The sequence below is a fragment of the Allobosea sp. LjRoot9 genome (assembly GCF_964252745.1).
Taxonomy (GTDB): domain Bacteria; phylum Pseudomonadota; class Alphaproteobacteria; order Rhizobiales; family Beijerinckiaceae; genus Allobosea.
Window position 1 is genome coordinate 86,503 of record NZ_CAXUPC020000007.1, and the last position, 14,501, is coordinate 101,003.

Annotated in this window: 16 protein-coding genes; 7 read left to right on the forward strand and 9 right to left on the reverse strand. The window is 67.4% G+C overall.

Annotated features, from left to right (window positions below; genetic code table 11):
- Nucleotides 1-20: 20 nt before the first annotated feature.
- Entirely contained in the window at nt 21-1,589 is a 1,569-nt protein-coding gene (gene xseA / locus ACSQ3P_RS23260) for an exodeoxyribonuclease VII large subunit (RefSeq protein WP_436167857.1), read from the forward strand.
- Nucleotides 1,590-1,637: 48 nt separating this feature from the next.
- Here xseA and ACSQ3P_RS23265 read toward each other — a convergent pair whose 3' ends face one another.
- Nucleotides 1,638-2,471: a dienelactone hydrolase family protein gene (locus ACSQ3P_RS23265; RefSeq protein ID WP_436167858.1), complete on the reverse strand. Its 834-nt coding sequence runs from the start codon at nt 2,469-2,471 to the stop codon at nt 1,638-1,640.
- Between the two features lie 90 nt (nt 2,472-2,561).
- Here ACSQ3P_RS23265 and ACSQ3P_RS23270 point away from each other — a divergent pair, with 90 nt between their 5' ends.
- Nucleotides 2,562-2,783 carry a DUF2093 domain-containing protein gene (locus ACSQ3P_RS23270; RefSeq protein ID WP_436167859.1) on the forward strand — a complete coding sequence of 74 codons (222 nt, stop codon included), beginning with the start codon at nt 2,562-2,564 and terminating at the stop codon, nt 2,781-2,783.
- Here the strand turns inward: ACSQ3P_RS23270 and lpxK are convergent.
- From lpxK to ACSQ3P_RS23295, 5 genes are all read right to left on the reverse strand, one after another.
- Complete coding sequence (lpxK, locus tag ACSQ3P_RS23275) at nt 2,754-3,773, reverse strand: tetraacyldisaccharide 4'-kinase (RefSeq protein ID WP_436167860.1); 1,020 nt, start codon at nt 3,771-3,773, stop codon at nt 2,754-2,756. The genes ACSQ3P_RS23270 and lpxK overlap by 30 nt on opposite strands.
- The gene (locus tag ACSQ3P_RS23280; protein ID WP_436167861.1) at nt 3,773-5,074 is read right to left on the reverse strand and encodes a 3-deoxy-D-manno-octulosonic acid transferase; all 1,302 of its coding nucleotides are present in this window, start codon (nt 5,072-5,074) and stop codon (nt 3,773-3,775) included. Before ACSQ3P_RS23280 ends, lpxK begins: the two co-directional genes overlap by 1 nt.
- Nucleotides 5,071-5,820, reverse strand: a complete 750-nt coding sequence (locus tag ACSQ3P_RS23285; protein ID WP_436167862.1) for a lysophospholipid acyltransferase family protein — start codon at nt 5,818-5,820, stop codon at nt 5,071-5,073. Before ACSQ3P_RS23285 ends, ACSQ3P_RS23280 begins: the two co-directional genes overlap by 4 nt.
- Nucleotides 5,821-6,042: 222 nt before the next feature.
- Nucleotides 6,043-6,279 (reverse strand): DUF4170 domain-containing protein, encoded by a 237-nt coding sequence (locus ACSQ3P_RS23290; protein WP_436167863.1) that lies wholly within the window; start codon nt 6,277-6,279, stop codon nt 6,043-6,045.
- 381 nt (nt 6,280-6,660) lie between these two features.
- On the reverse strand, nt 6,661-7,473 hold the full coding sequence (locus ACSQ3P_RS23295; protein ID WP_436167864.1) for a 3'(2'),5'-bisphosphate nucleotidase CysQ: 813 nt from the start codon (nt 7,471-7,473) through the stop codon (nt 6,661-6,663).
- A 265-nt stretch (nt 7,474-7,738) separates the two neighbouring features.
- On the opposite strand from ACSQ3P_RS23295, the gene ACSQ3P_RS23300 reads away from it, so the two are divergent.
- The gene (locus ACSQ3P_RS23300) at nt 7,739-8,260 is read left to right on the forward strand and encodes a DUF6101 family protein (RefSeq protein WP_148663374.1); all 522 of its coding nucleotides are present in this window, start codon (nt 7,739-7,741) and stop codon (nt 8,258-8,260) included.
- Nucleotides 8,261-8,284: 24 nt separating this feature from the next.
- Here the strand turns inward: ACSQ3P_RS23300 and ACSQ3P_RS23305 are convergent, their stop codons facing one another.
- From ACSQ3P_RS23305 to ACSQ3P_RS23315, 3 genes are all read right to left on the reverse strand, one after another.
- A complete protein-coding gene (locus tag ACSQ3P_RS23305) occupies nt 8,285-8,725 on the reverse strand; it encodes a GNAT family N-acetyltransferase (RefSeq protein ID WP_436167865.1) in 441 nt (146 codons plus the stop codon).
- Between the two features lie 63 nt (nt 8,726-8,788).
- Nucleotides 8,789-9,748 carry a 4-hydroxybenzoate octaprenyltransferase gene (gene ubiA / locus ACSQ3P_RS23310; protein WP_436167866.1) on the reverse strand — a complete coding sequence of 320 codons (960 nt, stop codon included), beginning with the start codon at nt 9,746-9,748 and terminating at the stop codon, nt 8,789-8,791.
- 37 nt (nt 9,749-9,785) lie between these two features.
- Nucleotides 9,786-10,271, reverse strand: coding sequence for a hypothetical protein (locus tag ACSQ3P_RS23315; RefSeq protein WP_436167867.1), 486 nt, complete (start codon nt 10,269-10,271; stop codon nt 9,786-9,788).
- Nucleotides 10,272-10,464: 193 nt separating this feature from the next.
- Between ACSQ3P_RS23315 and ACSQ3P_RS23320 the strand changes: the two genes are divergently transcribed.
- From ACSQ3P_RS23320 to ACSQ3P_RS23335, 4 genes are all read left to right on the forward strand, one after another.
- A complete protein-coding gene (locus ACSQ3P_RS23320) occupies nt 10,465-11,211 on the forward strand; it encodes a 16S rRNA (uracil(1498)-N(3))-methyltransferase (RefSeq protein WP_436167868.1) in 747 nt (248 codons plus the stop codon).
- Between the two features lie 239 nt (nt 11,212-11,450).
- A complete protein-coding gene (locus ACSQ3P_RS23325) occupies nt 11,451-12,623 on the forward strand; it encodes a carboxylate-amine ligase (protein ID WP_436167869.1) in 1,173 nt (390 codons plus the stop codon).
- A gap of 205 nt (nt 12,624-12,828) precedes the next feature.
- Nucleotides 12,829-14,208, forward strand: coding sequence for a glutamate--cysteine ligase (locus tag ACSQ3P_RS23330; RefSeq protein ID WP_436167870.1), 1,380 nt, complete (start codon nt 12,829-12,831; stop codon nt 14,206-14,208).
- A gap of 90 nt (nt 14,209-14,298) precedes the next feature.
- Nucleotides 14,299-14,475: a Flp family type IVb pilin gene (locus ACSQ3P_RS23335; RefSeq protein WP_436167871.1), complete on the forward strand. Its 177-nt coding sequence runs from the start codon at nt 14,299-14,301 to the stop codon at nt 14,473-14,475.
- Nucleotides 14,476-14,501: the final 26 nt, after the last annotated feature.

Here is a 14,501-nt window from a genome sequence, read left to right on the forward strand (position 1 = left end):
TGCCGGGAAGGCATGGGGCAATGCTTCTGCTCGGCCATCCACGCCGCTATGGTCGCGCCATGGATATCGAATCGGCTGACGCAAAACCCTCCAACACGCCGGAATGGTCGGTCTCGGACCTGTCGGGCGCGCTCAAGCGCACATTGGAGGACGCCTTCGGCTTCGTGCGCGTGCGCGGCGAGATCTCGGGCTATCGCGGCCCGGTCGGCTCCGGCCATGTCTATTTCTCGCTGAAGGACCAGAACGCCAAGATCGACGCGGTGATCTGGAAGGGCGTCTTCGGCCGGCTGAAGACGCGGCCCCAGGAGGGGCTGGAGGTCATCGCCACCGGCAAGATCACCACTTTCGCCGGCAAGTCGAGCTACCAGATCATCATCGACTCGCTGGAGCCTGCCGGCGTCGGCGCGCTGATGGCGCTGCTGGAAGAGCGCCGCAAGAAGCTCGCGGCGGAAGGCCTGTTCGATGAGGCGCGCAAGCAGCTCATTCCCTATCTGCCTGGTGTCATCGGCGTCGTCACCTCGCCGACAGGCGCCGTCATCCGCGACATCCTGCACCGGCTGGAAGACCGGTTTCCGCGCCATGTCCTGGTCTGGCCGGTGCGCGTGCAGGGCGAGACCAGCGCCAACGAGGTGGCTGCGGCCATCGCCGGTTTCAATGCATTGCCCCAGGGCGGGCGCATTCCGCGTCCCGACGTCATCATCGTCGCGCGCGGCGGCGGCTCGCTCGAAGACCTGATGGGCTTCAACGAGGAGGCGGTGGTGCGCGCGGCGGCCGCCTCGCAGATCCCGCTCGTCTCGGCCGTCGGCCACGAGACCGACTGGACCTTGATCGACCATGCTGCCGATCTGCGCGCGCCGACGCCCACAGGCGCGGCCGAGAAAGTCGTGCCGGTCCGCGCCGAACTGATGAGCCTGGTCGCCGACCTGTCGCGCCGGCAAGCCGGCGCGATGCGCCGCCTGTCCGACCGCCGCCGCAGCGATCTGCGCGCGCTCGCCCGCGCCTTGCCCGCGCCGGAGGCGGTGCTGTCGGGGCCGCGCCAGCGGCTGGATCTCGCGGCGACGCGGCTCGCGCCGGCGCTGGCGCGCAATGCCCGGGCCCACGAAACGCGCCTGGCTGGTTTGGCGCAGCGGCTTAACCGACATTCGCCGTCTGCGCGCCTGGCTGGCTATGCGGCCAGGCTCGATGGCTTGTCGAACCGCTTGCGCGCCGGCCGCGATGCTTTGCTGCGCGCGGAGAGATTGCGGGTTTCGCGGGCGGCGGAGCGCGTCGGCGATCTCGCTCAGCGCTCTCGCCGCGCCTTTGCCCAGGGCGTCACGCGCCGCCGCGACGGGCTCGGCTCGCTCTGGGCGCTGATGCGTTCGCTGGGGCCGGAATCCGTCCTGGCGCGCGGCTATGCGCTGGTGCGCGATGAGGCCGGAGCGCTGGTGCGTGGTGTCGCGCAGGCGCATGCCGGCCAGGGCTTGAGCGTTCAGGTCAGCGACGGCCGCTTCGCTGTCACGGTCTCGGGAGGAGGGGGCGCACCGTCGTCCCGGCCCGTGCGCCCGCCACGCAAGGAGGCGCCGAAGGCGGGGCAGGGCGATCTGTTTTAGCTCGCGATCTGTTTTACTCGATTGCGTGTGGAGTAGAGCTTCAGAGGGTCAGAGCCCCTTCAGGAAAGCCTTCACGCGCTTGATCGCATCCTCGCGCGCGGCAGGGTTGGTGCCGACCATGGCCTTGCCCGTCCCCGTCGCCGAATAGGCGATGTCGGAGCGCTCCTTCACCTCCAGGCGCGGATGGTCGAAATCGTGCAGGGCGCCGGCATAGACCACGAGGTCGACCTTTTCGCCGCGAGCCTGCGCGGCTTTCGCCAGGAAGTCGCAAGGGGCGGGCGGTGTCCAGTCGTCGGCTTCGCCCACAAGGATCAGCGCGGGCAGCCTCGCGGCGAAGCTGGCCGATTCCGATTGCAGGCGGCAGCTCGGATAGAAGGCGATGGCACGGGCGAAGTCCGGCTTGCCGTCGGCCGGCCGCCGGTCTTTGCGGATCGCCGCCAAGACGGCCGATCCGCCACCCGACCAGCCCATCAATGCGATCATGTCTGCCCGGACATCCTCGCGCGCCTGCAGCCAGCGGCGCGCGGCAGCCGCGTCCGCGACGCGTTCCCGGCTCGGGCGCACGGTCACGTCCTTGACGCCGCATTGCGAGCCGAGCCGGCGCGAGCCGTAGCTGTCGGGCATCAGGACCATCAGCCCGGCTTGCGCGAGCTGCTCGCCCCAGTCGGAATGCCGCAGCGACAATGTGCCGTTGTCGCGCCATAAACCGTTGCAACCATGCAGCGCCACGACGGCTGGAAACGGTCCCGGCCCCGCCGGCCGGTAGAGCACGGCGTCGATCTGCCCATCGTCATTGGGAATGCGCACATGCTCGTAGCCGCCTGCCGAAGCGGCCGAGGACAGAAGCAGTGCAACTCCGGTCAGGGCTGCTAGGAGACGCATCAAGCTGGACATCATCGACGGGCACGCTATCACAGAGTGAGGATTATTTCGATAATCCGTTTTCCGATCAACGGTTTCGATGCATTCGAGATGAATATCAGCGAACGTCCCCCGATACCTGGACCAGAGGCCGCCATCGACTATGGCCATGGCGAGTTCCGCGTCGTGCGGCCCGGCGCCTTTGTGCGCTGCGCGGTCACGGGCGCGCCGATCCGTCTCGACGATCTGCGTTACTGGTCGGTCGAGTGGCAGGAAGCCTATGTCTCGCCCGAGGCCGTGCAATTAAGGCTGCGCCGCGCCGGCCGCGGCTGAGGCCAACACGCTCCTCACCAGGCCCGTAAGGCGTGCCGGATCCTCGAAGACGAGCGCGACCGGCACGACGACGAGCCGCTCCCGCTCGGTCTCGGGCCAGAGCGGGCCGAGCTTGGTCATGTCCTTCTCGGTCGTCGCGATCAAGCAGCCCAGCGTCCGCGCCTCGGCAATCAAGCTGGAGACATCGTCCGCGCTATAGGGATGGTGATCGCCGAAGGCGCGTTGCGACAGGATCTTGGCCTTGGCCGCGAGCAGGGTCGCGGCGAATTTCTCCGGCCGGCCGATGCCCGAGACGGCGATGACCGGATGTCCTTCCAATCGCAAGGCCATCTCCCGCGAAGGCTCTAGCCGGGCTCGCAACAGTTCCAGGCCGGCCGTTTGCGCCGCGAGCGCCACGGCGTCTCCGGCCGCCCCGTCGCCGATCATGAGGATAGCGTCGGTCGCCGCGAACTGGCCGGCGAGCGGCGCCCGCAGCGGCCCGGCGGGAACGCACAGGCCATTGCCGACCCCGCTCGCGCCATCGACCACGGCGATCCTCAGATCCTTGGCGAGCGAAGGGTTCTGCAGCCCGTCATCCATGACGATGACGCTGGCGCCGAGCCTTTTGGCGAGGTCCGCGCCGGCGGCTCGCTCGCGCGCCACGATCGTGCGTGCCTGAGCGGCCAGAAGCAGTGCCTCGTCGCCGACATCGCGGGGGCCGTGGCGAGGCTCGACCTCGATCGGCCCGGCAAGCGCGCCGCCATAGCCGCGCGTCAGCATGAAGGGCGTTTCGCCCAGGCTCCGCAGCAGCGCCGCCAATGCGATCGCGGTCGGGGTCTTGCCGGCGCCTCCAGCGACGAAATTGCCGACGCAGATGACGGGGATGCCGGCCTTCGCGCCGCGCCTGCGCATGCGCAGCCAAGTGATCGCGCCATACAGCCAGCCGAAAGGTTGGAGCAGACGCGCTCGCGTTCCGGGGCGTGGCCGCCACCAGAATTCCGGCGAGCGCATCAGGAGGCCGTCTCGCGCTGGCCGATCGCGACGCGCATCAGCAAGGGCTCGATCGTCTGCATCGTGCGGTTGAGCGCTCCGCCGAGTTGGTGACTGGTCTGGGCCGCCGCGCGCGCCGCTTGCCGGGCCGCGGCCGGGTCGCTCAGCCAGCGATGCACCGCGCCGGCCAGCGCCTGCGTGTCGGCGACCTCGCGAGCGCCGCCGCCGCGGTCGAAGGCCGCGAAGACGTCGGCGGCGTTATGGACATGCGGGCCGTGCAGCAGGGCGCAGCCGAGTTTGGCCGGCTCGATCGGATTATGGCCGCCGACAGGCGTGAGCGAACCGCCGATGAAGGCCACTTGCGAGAGCCGGTAGAACAGGCCGAGCTCGTTGACCGTGTCGGCGATGTAGAGTTCGACATCGCGTTCCGGCATGCCGCCTTGTGAGCGCTGCGCCGTCGCGATGCCATTGGCCTGCGCCAGCGCATCGATCTCGGCGCCCCGCTGGGGGTGGCGCGGCGCGATGATGGTGAGCAGCTTCGGCAGATGCGCCTTGAGGCCGAGATGCGCCGCGATCACCTGCTCGTCCTCGCCCGGATGGGTGCTGGCCGCGATCCAGACGGGCCGCCCGGTGGTCAAGCCGTCGAGGATCGCCAGCGTGTCGGCATCGGCGGGCGGGGCGGGCACGTCGAATTTCAGGTTGCCGGCGATGCTGACCCGGGGTGCGCCGAGCTGCGCCAAGCGCTCGCCGTCCCCCTGGGACTGGGCGAGGCAGGATTCAAAGCAGGAGAGCAGATAGCGCGAGGTCTGCGGCAGCTTGTACCAGCGCCTGAAGGAGCGCTCAGACATGCGCGCATTGACCAGCACCAGAGGGATCGCGCGCTTGCGCGCCTCGATCATCAGATTGGGCCAGATCTCGGACTCGCAGATCAGGCCGAGCTCCGGCCGCCAATAGTCGAGGAAGCGGCGCATATAGCGCGGCACATCGAGCGGCAGATATTGATGGATCACGCCGGCGGGCAGCCGCGCGGCGAGCAGTTTCGCCGAGGTCACCGTGCCCGAGGTCACCAGCACCGCGAGCCCGCGCCGCTTCAGCTTCTCGACCAATGGCAGCAGCGTCACCGTCTCGCCGACGCTGGCGCCATGCAGCCAGACCAGGGTCTTGTCCGGGCGCCGGACGCCGGGATAGCCGCGCCGCTCGGCAAAGCGCGTCGGGTCTTCCTTGCCGCGCCGCCGCCGCCAGAGCAGCAGCCCGGCCGCCGCCGGCTCGAGCAGCGCGCTGATCACGCGGTAGCTCTGCAGGATGGAACCCTTGCCGATCATGCTGCTTCGCCCGCGGTCGCTTGTACGGCCGGCTGCGCTTGCCTCAGCCCTTCGCCAGGGTCGCGCGCGCCGATCAGCGCATAGGCGCGGGCATGGACGGCATCGAGGCCGGCTTCCAGGGCGAGGCGCGCGGCCTCGCAGGTCGCCTCATCCGCCTCCCGCTCGACGCGGATTGCCTCGCCGACGACGATCGCGCCGCGCCCGAAGGGCAGGCCGATCGAGGCGCGGTCCCAGCTCTTGAAATCGATGCGCCGACTGGTGACCACGGCGATCGGGTGGATCGGGCGGCCCGATGCGCGCGCCAGGGCGATGATGCCGGGGCCGGCGATGCGGGCGCGCTTGGGAATGTCGGCGGTCAGCACCATGGTCTCGCCGGCGGCCAGCCGCCGCATCATGGCGAGAAAGGCGCTGGCGCCGCCCTTCTCCCGGATCTTCTTGCCCAGAGCGCCCGAACCCCGGATCGCGCCGATGCCCAGCTGGCGCAACGCGACAGCATTGAAGCCGCCATCGCCATGGCGCGAGACCAGGGAGCAGGCCGGCATCCAGTCCGGCCGGGAGAACGGAATCATGATGTGCTGGCCGTGCCACATCGCAATGATCAGCGGCAGTTCGGGGCGCACCTTCTCATAGATGTCGGCCGGCTCGACGACGAACCGGTTCGTGCGGCGCACGAGCTTGAGATAGCCGGCCAGGAGCCGGCCGAGCGTCTCTTGCGCCGCGCGTGTCTTGAGAAGGGAAAAGCCCATTGCTGATGATTGAACCGATAAGGGAAGATTGGGGCTGCGATCTGACCGCGGACGCTAGAGCAGGATGCGAAAAAGTGGGAACCGGTTTTTCGCGTTGATCCTGCTCTCAGTTTTAGATGAGAGACGGATTCAGACTTCAGCTGGGATCAGTTTGTGATTCCAGCTGAAATCATCCGGCTCCAGCGCGTCCGTCGCAGCCCGACGGTTCAGGACTTGACGGGGTCAGGACTTAACGGGTTCGGGATCGAGCAGACGGTGCAGGTGGACGATGAAATAGCGGGTCTGCGCCTGGTCCACGGTCGCCTGCGCCTTCGCCTTCCAGGCGGTATGGGCGCTGGCGTAGTTCGGAAACACGCCGACGATGTCGACCTTGGCGAGATCCTTGAAGGTGATGCCTTCGAGCGAGCTCAACTCGCCGCCGAAGACGAGATGGAGAAGCTGTTTCTGTTCCGGTTCCATATCGATCCCTCCAGCCATGTTCGTCCGATTGCGGCTCCAGATAAGCCATTCATGTCTAAGGCGCGAGTGCCGAACGCCCGGCGTTCTGCAATTCCCGGTCCGCAGAGGCTGTTACGATCCATGGGGCCGATTTGACGCTGGCGATTTTGCGCGAATGCCAGGAGTTCGAGGACGCAAACCTTCCGGTTTGCTACGAAGAACGACGCCGCAGTCGCGCAAAAGCGCCGCGCCCTGCGGGTGAGGTGAAAACGACGGAGCTGCAGCGTCGCATCGCTTGCCGATACCCATGGTATCGCCTGCGCAATGCTCCTCCCATCTCCGTCGTTTTGACCTCATCAAATCGGCCCCATGGTTCATAACAGCCTCTAGACTGCTTGAAAGTCAGATGCGCTGCGGCTGTCCGTCGCGCAGGCGCTGCAGGGCGAGCAGCAGCGGCTCCGCCAGGCTGCCGCTGCTGGCGACGAGCATGCCGTGAACCGGCGTCTCGCGGTTGTAGATTGCGGGCTGGCCCTCACTGCCTGTCATGCGGCCGCCGGCCTCGCTCAGGATCAGCTCGGCTGCGGCGAGATCCCAGTCGCGCGCATCGGGCGAGATCAGTCCCGCATCGATCGTGCCGTCGGCGATCCGCGCGAGTCTGAGCGCGAGCGAAGGAATCTTGTCGGCCGGCTCGAAGGCCTCCAGCCGCGCCAGCGCGTCGAGCATCGGCTTGGGGCCGGCGATGCGCGCCTCCTTCAGGCTCGCGACTTGCGAAGCCGAGATCGCCGCGCCGTTCAGGAAGGCCCCGGCGCCGCGTATGGTGGTATAGGTTGCCTGGCAGGCCGGCGCATGCACCACGCCCAGGATCGGGACGCCCTCGTCGAGCAGGGCGACACAGACGGCCCAATCCGGCGAACCGCCCATGAAGGCGCGCGTGCCGTCGATCGGATCGACGACCCAGACGAAGCGGCGTGACAGCCGCAGGGCATCGTCGACAGTTTCCTCGGAGAGCCACGCGGCGTCGGGCAGCAGGACCGAGAGTTGGATCCGCAGGAAGGTGTCGACGCCGATATCGGCTTCGGTGACCGGCGCGCCGCCGCTCTTCGACCAGGTTCGTGCCGCCGTCTTCTCGCCGGGGCGAAATAGCGCGAGCGCGATCTCGCCCGCTTCGATGCAGCTTTCGCGAACCGCCGGCAGGAGATCTGAGGCGATGGGCATCGGGGGCCTATTCATGATGCTTTCCGTATCGAATGCGGAGCTTGCGGACACAAGCCGAAAATACGCTCGCGCACCGAAAGATTCCGTCAATCATCATGCATGAAACAGGCCATTCAGGGGCATCCAGGCCGAAAAACACGCTCCTTTAACCCAACCGCTTAAGCGCTCGGAGAGAGCTTGGACGCAATCTCGACCTGCAAGCACGAGAGCCCCGGACTGCACAGAGGGCTCCGTAGCGGCAGGGACATAGAGAGGCGTTATACCGATGGCCAGCGTCACGCCGGCTGCCGGAGAGACCGGCTTTGCGTCAGGTCTCTCCGGCCGCCCGACACACACGACCACCGTTCCGAAAAACCCGATGCCGGCGCAGCCAGACGCGCCGCGGATCGAACGTATCGCCTCGGTCAGGATCTTGCGCGGTGGCGCCGGATGGCGCGGCATCGCGATGCGCATGACGAATACCGGGCGCGAGGATGAGCGCTTCGAACTGGCGCTGACGGCCGGCGACGGCCGCTCGATCACGGTCGCGGTGCTGGATCAGGACGATGTCGTCGCAATCTGGCGCGATTGCGGCCGTGCCAGCGGCCTGCCCTTGCTGATCGAGACCAGCGACGGGGTAATCTCGGAGCCCTATCCGCAGCTCGGCCGGCTCGCGCTCGGCCCGGTGCGGATCAGGCGGCGTCATTCCTTCCTCAACGGTCGCCGGCCGCGCTTCCTGGTGCGGCGCAAGACCGGCCGTCTCAGCGAGCGCCCGGTCGTCGTCGCCGGCGAGCGCCTGACGGATTGAAGGCCGGCCGGGCCTTCAACTCACCTACAGTGAAAGCAGCAGCAGGCTCTCGCCATTCGGCAGGGTCTCGCCCGTATCCCTGAATCCGAGCGAGCGATAGAACTCCAGGGGGCCCGCGCTCCCCTGGACGATACTCGTTCTCAGCAGGTGGAATCCCTGGTCGCGCAGCGCTTGAAAGAGCAGCATCAGCGCCGCCTTGCCGTAGCCGTGCTTCTGATGTCTGTGGTCGATCATGAAGCGCCACAGATAGCAGGCGCCGGATTCGGTCCCCGGGCGCCACATCAGGAAACCGACCGGAGTTTCGGCAGCGTAGATGGCTTTGAAGCTTGACGCCGGCTCGAAATGCGCCTGCGCGATCGAGACGGCATTGGGCGCGACGAAACCCCTTTGATCCTGCCGGACCTCCAGCGCGCAGATCGCGCGGACCGTCGCCGCGGTTATGTCGCGCAGGGCAACGTCAGACATGCCGCATCATCGTTGAAGGCATGATCGACGGCAATCCAGCTATCGCGGTAACGCTCGGAGTGTTCAGAGTCCGAACCGAACCAGCGCATCGAGCGCGAAGCCGGCCGCCAGCAGCAGTCCGGCGTGCCAGTTCGAGCGGAACAGGCGCAGCGCCAGCATCGGCTTAACACCGCTGATCTGCAAAACCTGCCAGCCAAGATGGGCTGCGAAGCCCGCGACGCCGAGCCAGGCGAAGACGCCGCCGCCGACCATCCAGGTCGCGACAGCGATCAGCAGCACGGCGAAGCCGAAGCAGGCTCCGATCGCCTCTCGGCCATATTGCCCGAAATAGCGCGCGCTCGACTTGATGCCGGCGATGATGTCGTCCTCGATGTCCTGCAGCGCGTAGATCGTGTCGTAGCCGATGGTCCAGAGGATTGCTGCGGCATAGACCAGATAGGCCGGCGGATCGAGCCGGCCGAAGACCGCGCTCCAGCCGAGAAGCGCACCCCAGGAGAAGGCGAGGCCCAGCACGAATTGCGGCATCTGGGTGATGCGCTTCATGAAAGGGTAGATCGCGACGACCGCCAGCGAAGCGATGCCGGTCAGAATCGTGAACCGGTTGAACTGCAGCAGCACCAGCAGGCCGACGAGCGAGAGCCCGACCATGAACAGCGTCGCCGCCTTCACCGAGACCTGGCCGGAGGGGAGCGGCCTGCCGCGTGTCCGCGCCACCTGCGCGTCGAGCTTGCGGTCGATAATGTCGTTGAAGGTCGAGCCGGCGGCGCGCATCATCACGGCGCCGATCAGGAACAGCAGGCAGTGCCAGGGATTGGGGAAGGCCTGCTTGCCGGCGATCGCCGCGAGGCCCGCCGACCACCAGCAGGGCAGAAGCAGAAGCTGCCAGCCGATCGGACGCTCGATCCGCGCGAGCTTGAGATAGGGCCTGAGGCGGCGCGGCGCACGCGTATCGACCCAATGGCCCGTCAGGGCATCGGGAAGCGGAACATCCGTCGTCGAAGCCACATCCGTCGTCGAAGCCATGGGCCGTGCCGGGTCGGGAGCGAGGGTCGGGAGGCGGTCAGAGCGCGCCCTGGGGAATCCGCAGCGATCCGCCGGTGATCGAATCGGCGCCGCCGAACGGGCTGCCGCCGCCCTGCTGTTGGGCCTGCTGCTGGGCACGCTTCTGCATCGCCGCCTGCTGCTTGACCGCGTTGCAGGCATTGTTGCGGATGCCGGCGGCCTTGTCGTTGTCGGCCTTCAGGCCATCGACGAAGCTGGCCGGAATCTGGCACCAGTCCTGGTTCGCACTGGCGAATTTCAGCGCCGCATTGCCGTTCCCGACCAGGCGGCCGAGCGTGCTGCAGGCTTGCGCCGGGGTCAGCTTCTGCTTGGATCTGGACGACGAGTTCAGCGAGGCCACGATCGACTGGCGCTCCGCCAGCAGCTTCTGGATCTGCTCGCAGCCGGTAGCCTGCGCCGCGGCCGGCGCGGCATCGAGCAACGATACCGCCGCCAGACCGAGCGTCGCGATCACTCCCGAAGCGATCTTGCTCGAAGTCATCATGCGCCGCATATGTCTTGCTCCGAATTGTTCATGCTGGGAGCGTTTCCGCTCCGGAATGTTCATAACAGCCTCACCGTGTTAGCGCCAAGCGCCTATGCGAGTCCACTTGCCGTTACGCCTGGATTGTGGCGGTTTTCGCGCTGGTTCGGCGGCGCGGCGGCGCGGCGGCAGGTGACAGGAGATGACCGCGCCGATGTCCACCCCCGATTTCGCTCGCTACCGGCTTTATGTCGCCGACGATCTCGCCATTGGCACGCGCCTGCCGCTGGCGCGCGAACAGGCGAATTACCTGCTCAACGTGCTGCGTCTGAAGAGTGACGACACCATCATCGTGTTCAACGGCCGCGACGGCGAATGGCTCGCGGCGCTGACGGCGGAAGGGCGCAAGCAGGCAAGCCTCGGCCTGCTCAGGCAGACGCGCCCGCAGCCTGACGCCCCCGATTTGCATTATCTGTTCGCCCCGCTGAAGCATGCGCGGCTCGACTATATCGCGCAGAAGGCCGTCGAGATGGGGGCGGGCCTGCTGCAGCCGGTTCTGACCCGGCGGACGCAGGTGTCGCGGCTCAATCTCGACCGGCTGCGCGCCAATGCGATCGAGGCGGCCGAGCAATGCGGCATCCTGTCATTGCCCGAGATTCGGGGCGAATGCGGGCTGGACGCTGCGCTCGAGGCGCTCGAGCCCGAAAGGCTCCTGATCTTTTGCGACGAGGCGATGGCCCAGGAGAGCCCGCTCACAGCGCTGGCTGCCGCTGCGCCTGGCCCGCTTGCTGTGCTGATCGGCCCTGAAGGCGGCTTCGACGAGGCCGAGCGCGCGCGCATCCTGGCGCGGCCGAAAACGCTCAGAATCTCGCTGGGACCGCGCATCTTGCGCGCCGATACGGCTGCCGTTGCGGCTCTCGCGCTGGTTCAGGCGGTTTTGGGCGACTGGCCGCGCGGCTAGCTCTTTGTTCGACGCGTTTTCTACACGCGAACCGGTGTCCGCTTCGCTCGAAGGCGCTCTGGCGCTGCAGGCGATCGGGAACGCCAGGGCGTGTCGGGCGTTTCCGCGATTGTGCGAGAGGAGCCGTATTCTCGACTCATTGGCAGCCAGGCTGTGGCGTGATTCCCGCCGAGGGGCGCGATGGCGCAAGCCCACCCCTCCGCACGGCCTGTAGCCCTTTGCCCGACGAGGATGACGCCATGAACGAAGCCAACCGCTTCGGCATCGAAGAAGAATATTTCCTGTCCGATGCCGTCAGCCGCGGTATCGCCCGCAAGGTTTCTCCGAAGTTCTTCGTCGCCATCCAGGACGCCTTTCCCGACGAGGTGCAGCGCGAAATGCTGCAATCGCAGATCGAGGTCGCGACGCCGATCTGCGAATCGATGGCGCAGGCGCGGCATTCGCTCTCGACCTTGCGGAAGGGGCTGGCGGGGCTTGCGCTCGAACATGAGATGCTGCTGCTGGCCTGCGGCACGCATCCCAGCGCTGTCTGGTCGCGCCAGCGCGCGACCGAGGCCACGCGTTACGACCAGATCATGCGCGACCTGCAGATGCTCGGCAGCCGCAACCAGCTCTGCGGGCTCCATATCCATGTCGAGATCGAAGACGAGGACGAGCGCATTCGGCTGATGGTGCGCATCCTGCCGTTCTTGCCGCTGCTGCTGGCGCTGTCGACCTCGTCGCCCTTCTGGCAGGGCCAGCGCACTGGCCTGATGGGCTACCGCCTCTCGGCCTATGCCGAATTGCCGCGAACCGGCCTGCCCGAGCTCTTCACCGATGCGGCCGACTACCGGAGCTATGTCGAGACCCTGGTTGCCGCCGGCGCGGTCAAGGATGCGAGCTATATCTGGTGGGCGATCCGGCCCTCCGACAAGCATCCGACGCTCGAACTGCGTATCGCCGACAGCTGCACCAGGCTCGACGACACGCTCGCCATCGCTGCGCTCTATCGCTGCCTGATCCGGCATCTGCAGCGTCGTCGCGGGCTGAATGCAGAGCTCACGCCGGCGGCGCGCGCCATTGCCGCGGAGAATATCTGGCGCGCGCAGCGCTACGGCATCCATGGCGGGCTGATCTGCGCCCAGAGCCGGACCATGCGCTCGGTGCCGAGCCTGATCGACGAGCTGCTCGGCGATCTGGCGGATGATGCCGCCGCGCTCGGCTGCAGGGCCGAGCTCGCGCATTGCCGCACGCTGGCGGCGAATGGCACCAGCGCCGATGTCCAGCTCGCGGTCTTCGAGGAGGCTCGGGCGAGGGCCGGCGGACAGGCCGCGGGGCTTGCCGCGGTGGTCGATTGGCTGGCCTCCGAGACCCGTCTCGATGGCGTCGCCCTCTCGCCGGGCTGGCAGCCGGCCATGCGCGGCGCGGCCTAGCCGTCGCGCATCCACATCTAGCGATCGCTCGCCGACGACGAACCGCCTTGCGTTGGCGCGGGGGGCACTCTTGCATCAATGCGCGACGAGGGTCGTTGTCGAGCGCTTGAGGCTCGCCTATGTCTGACGCTCCCGAGCCTGACCCGCCCGCGCCGAAATGCGCGGGCGGTCGCATGGCTGCATGCCTTATTCTGCCGGAGCGCCCATGGCTCGCGATGTGTCCGATTCGACCCCGATCGGTTCCAAGGACGAATTGACCTCCTGGATCGCTGCCGGCGAGAAGCCGGCCTCCGCGTTCAGGATGGGGACGGAGCACGAGAAGTTCCCGTTCTATGCGCATGACCTCTCCCCTGTGCCCTATGAAGGGCGCGACGGCAGGGGGGGCATCCGCCATCTGCTGGAAGGCATGCAGGAGAGGCTCGGCTGGGAGCCGATCGTCGATGACGGCAACATCATCGGCCTTGCCGGTCCCGAAGGCGGCGGCGCGATCTCGTTGGAGCCCGGCGGCCAGTTCGAGCTCTCAGGCGCGCCGGTCGAGACGCTGCACGATACCGCTGACGAGCTCGCCAACCATCTCGCCGACGTCAAGGCGGTCGCAGCGCCCCATGGCATCGGCTTCGTCGCGCTTGGCCACTCGCCGCTCTGGACGCGCGCCCAGACGCCGGTGATGCCCAAGGGCCGCTACAAGATCATGGCGAACTATATGCCCAAGGTCGGCACGCGCGGCCTCGACATGATGTTCCGCACCTGCACCGTGCAGGTGAACCTCGATTTCGCGACCGAGGCCGATATGGTCAGGAAGCTCAGGGTCTCGCTCGCCCTGCAGCCGCTGGCCACCGCGTTGTTCGCGGCCTCGCCCTTCACCGAAGGCAAGCTCAACGGCCTCCAGTCGGTGCGTTCGGAAGTCTGGCTCGATACCGACAAGGCGCGCTCCGGCATGCTTGCCTTCGCCTTCGACGAGGGCATGTCCTATGAGGGCTATGTCGACTGGGCGCTCGACGTTCCCATGTATTTCGTCAAGCGCGGCGCGGTCTATCACGACGTCGCCGGCGCTTCCTTCCGCGATCTGCTTGCCGGCAAGCTTGCGCAACTGCCGGGCGAGCGCGCCACGATCTCCGACTGGGCGAACCATCTCTCGACGCTGTTCCCCGAGGTCAGGCTCAAGCGCTTCCTTGAGATGCGCGGCGCCGATGCCGGACCGCCCGAGATGCTGAACGCCCTGCCGGCCTTCTGGGTCGGCCTGCTCTACGACCAGGTCGCGCTGGATGCGGCCTGGGATCTGGTCAAGGGGTGGAGCGCCGATGAGCGTCAGGCGCTGCGTGATGCGGTGCCGAAAGCCGGCCTCGAAGCGCGTATCGGCGGGCGCAGCTTGCGTGATCTGGCTCGGGAGGTGCTGGCGCTGGCGCGTGGCGGCCTTGCCCGGCGGGCGCGGCTGGATGGCGCGGGGCGGGATGAGACGGGTTTCCTTGCGCCGCTCGATGCGATCGTCGCGCAGGACCGGACTCTCGCGCAGAGCCTCGCCCTGCGTTTCCAGCGCGAATGGGCCGGCGAGATTTCGCCGCTGTTTACCGAGTTGAAACTATAACGGGTCGAATCGCCCCGGTTTCGGCGGTTTTTGGCGCGCCCCGTTAAGGAATTGGCCGGTTTCACCGGCTAAATTGGTGTGATGGAACGGATGCGCGCCAGCCTCGCTAGACTTGTCCGTGACGACGCGGGCGCGACGGCGATCGAATACGGCCTGCTCGCAGCGCTGATCTGCGTCGCCGCCATCGCCGGATTCACCAATTTTACCGACGCCTTCAACAGGATGATGCAACTGGTCTCGAACGTCCTGGCGGCTGCGCCGGTCTGAGCCGCTGCATGGAGGCCCGCCACTCC